The sequence below is a fragment of the Endozoicomonas sp. ONNA1 genome (assembly GCF_024606325.1).
Lineage (GTDB): Bacteria > Pseudomonadota > Gammaproteobacteria > Pseudomonadales > Endozoicomonadaceae > Endozoicomonas_A.
In genome coordinates, this window is the sequence record NZ_JAHHPN010000549.1 from 1 (window position 1) to 3,021 (window position 3,021).

Consider the following 3,021-nt stretch of genomic DNA (forward strand, 5'->3'; position numbering starts at 1 on the left):
ACAAGGTATTGCCGGTTGATGGTGGTGTGGATTTCGGTTTTCAGTTCGGTGTATGCCTTGGAGTTTTCCATTTTCAGTTCGTAGTAGCGCGCTCTGCTTGAGTACGGGCGTCTGACTCGGCCTTCATGTCGGCCATTTTTTGATCGCTGCGAACCTGGTGCTGCAAGATAGCCTCCTGCATGATGAGCACGTCTTTCTTGCTGGCATTGTGGTCCGGGTCAAGGGAGGCACTGACTTTTGCCGCCAGCTCCTCATCAATGCCTATGTTTTTCAGTTCTTTGAACAGCGTTTGCGACACACTCAGCTCGTGTTAACCGACGGAAGAGATGCAAGCTTAGACCATGAATGACTTTAACAACAAACCGCCTGGTCTGATTATCCTACCAGCTAGTGCCAGAAAAAAGGGTCAGGTCTTGATTATTGACATCGTTTAACTCTGTTCTATTTTCAAGGTTCTTTGGCTCGTTTCCACGTTTGGCAGAACATTGGCTCCCATGCTGAGCCAATGCGACAGAGTCCGTTTTCAAGTGTGGGTATGCATTTCCACGCTGGGACCCACGGGGCCTAAAAGCGAGGGAACGAGTCAACCTATCAGTTCAAGGGTTATTGCTCTTTTCTTGAAAAAATTTGATGTAGTCGACGAATAATTTCATTAAACTTCTCTGCTTTGATGTGCCGTGAATAACTTTCCCGGACGCGCATAGCTCTCACGGTTAAGGGTACCCTGGTTGAAGTCGTTTGCAGCAATAACAACTGCTGTCGGATCAGAGTAGGGTTTACTGGTAATCTGGCAGTTTGAGGTTGCCCTGATTGTCTACAGTGGCTTTAAAAGTCTGAAACATATCCCATGCTCCCTATGTCAATGGTTCATCAACGATAGCTTAGCTCTGTAGTGAGGGGAAGCTATTGACGCCTGGAAAACGAGGGTATGTTTTAAGAAAAGTGAAAAAGGAAGCTTGATGGTGCGATGAGAGAAGATGAGTGTCGAATTCGAAGTCATGCTGGAGCAGAAATTTTGGCAGACTTTAGACAGATTGCAGTCACTCTGCTAAACAGTTCGAAAACGTTCAAAGCAGGCCTGAAGGGAAAGCAAAGGAAAGCTGTTATGAGCACATGCTATCCGGCTGCAGTCCTGGCCAGGCACGAACTTTCATGATTTTACCGTGACTCACTATCCAGCCTGTCCAGAATCTTCAGAGCTTCCTTTGGATTACCTGATTCTGCTCTGACCAAATAACGGTTATAGGTATCAAACTCTGCCAAGGCGATGGTCGATAATTCATCCATCAATTTGTTCAGACTGATATTTCTGGACTTGGCCAATTGCTTCAAGCGTTCATGTTTTTCTTCGGTCAGTCGAATGGTAAGTACGCTCATTGCCTGATCTCCCTGATAAAGTCTTCTGGATTACAAATGGTCAGGTGGTCAAACCTCAGTTCTCCGCGACCAACATCTTTAATGTTCTTGGTGATGATATGGCTGGCACCACCAGCCATTGCCAGTTCTACCAGGTGATTGTCAGCTTCGTCTGGTAAGTTTGGCCGCCAGAGATAATAGATCTCAACCCAATGGGTAATACTTAGCAGCGCGTTGAGCACCTGCTCACGTTCCGACTCGGTAGTACGGCTTTTATTCCAGAGCACTGGCCTGTTTAACAGCGACTCATACTCGGTATAAAGTGCATTGCCCATCAGAGGGTTCAACTGGCGATTCAGACACAACCTGAGAATTTCCCGGCTTGCGCCGCCAATACCGAGAAGCGCCGAAACAAAGCAGCTGGTATCAAGTACAATGGTTTTCATGAATTCAATGATAGCACATATGCTATCAAAAAAATATTTACTAATGACAGTGCCAACCTGCTTTTAGGTGGGCCTAAGATATCCATAGCCGCATACCAGATGAATTGAATGAAGCTATCGTCTGGTGAGTTAGTCGGGCAATAGCAAAATATTTAAAGCCCAAGACGAACCAATGGCAAGGTGATAGCTATCCGATCCAAGAAACAAGCCATGCTCGCACAGAAAACCAGATGCAGTTAGCCGGGTAGCCTATTTAATCGCAGGGCAGCCAGTCATCCTCAATAACTTGCCCGAAGGTCCAGGGGCAGTCAGGTGAGAAACTGTTGTTATTGAGCTGCTGGTGCTTCTGCACGTAGCGGTTCATTTCTTTAATAGCCATGCGCTTGGCACTAGGGTAAACCTCACGGAGTATTACGTCGGTCTCCCGTTTCAGAGATGGGTTTCTGCGGAGTAGCGACCCTATGGCATCCCTCGCCCTGTCTATGCTTGCAAACCATTCACGACAATTATATGGCTCCGGCAGCACCGGATTGATAACTTCTACCTGATACTGGTATTTCAGCAGATGTAATAAAAGAATCTTCAGATGTGATTCAAGTGTATGGTGGTTATTCCCCATTTCCTGTTCCATTGCCTCTAGCAGGTTGGGTATATCCAGTTCGTTAAGCCTGTTGTTTTTCAGAAGCTCACGTTGCCGGGCGATCCAGCCGTGATAATCGGTGTTATAGAGGTTTTCCATGATCATCTCTTAATGTTTAACTCCATTGGCCTTCCAACCTAGATCAACTTTTGTAAGTTATCCAGTTATTTCATAATGCATATGCGTCCCTTTGCTGATGCCTGGCCGACCTTCACCTCAGAACCAAATATCCAACAGACTATTGGATCAGGGAAAAATGATGAAAACCCCTGAAATTATTGGCACGTAGCTTATATTTGTTTTCTTTTTAATACGTCTATGGCCTTATAACTGCACACTAGGGTAAGGCCGCAGCATGAATGCTCACGATTTGATTTCACAACTCTCTATTATCAGTGACCCTCTGCAAGCTTGGAAAGTCGGCCACAAGCTAACAGACATCCTTTTGTTGACCATCTGCGCTGTTATTGTCGGCAATTCATAGGGTTAGTGCTTTCTCTGCGGCCAATAACGTGGGGCTGGGACAGCTTAAAACAGAAGAGAAATCTAATGAAATAACCGCCATCCCCGAACTCCTGA

The 3,021-nt window shown here is 46.0% G+C and carries 4 protein-coding genes and 1 pseudogene; 1 reads left to right on the plus strand and 4 read right to left on the minus strand.

What is annotated here, in order from left to right; all coding sequences use genetic code 11:
* Positions 1-73 precede the first annotated feature (73 nt).
* The 4 genes from KDK19_RS12650 to KDK19_RS12665 form a co-directional block, all read right to left on the minus strand.
* Positions 74-298, minus strand: coding sequence for a hypothetical protein (locus KDK19_RS12650; protein ID WP_257292103.1), 225 nt, complete (start codon positions 296-298; stop codon positions 74-76).
* An 860-nt stretch (positions 299-1,158) separates the two neighbouring features.
* A complete protein-coding gene (locus KDK19_RS12655) occupies positions 1,159-1,377 on the minus strand; it encodes a toxin-antitoxin system HicB family antitoxin (protein ID WP_257255553.1) in 219 nt (72 codons plus the stop codon).
* Positions 1,374-1,802, minus strand: coding sequence for a putative toxin-antitoxin system toxin component, PIN family (locus tag KDK19_RS12660; RefSeq protein WP_257292104.1), 429 nt, complete (start codon positions 1,800-1,802; stop codon positions 1,374-1,376). Before KDK19_RS12660 ends, KDK19_RS12655 begins: the two co-directional genes overlap by 4 nt.
* 253 nt (positions 1,803-2,055) lie before the next feature.
* On the minus strand, positions 2,056-2,541 hold the full coding sequence (locus KDK19_RS12665; protein WP_257255551.1) for a DUF29 domain-containing protein: 486 nt from the start codon (positions 2,539-2,541) through the stop codon (positions 2,056-2,058).
* Positions 2,542-2,797: 256 nt separating this feature from the next.
* Between KDK19_RS12665 and KDK19_RS12670 the strand changes: the two are divergent.
* Positions 2,798-3,021, plus strand: a pseudogene (locus tag KDK19_RS12670) (hypothetical protein); the annotation flags it as partial.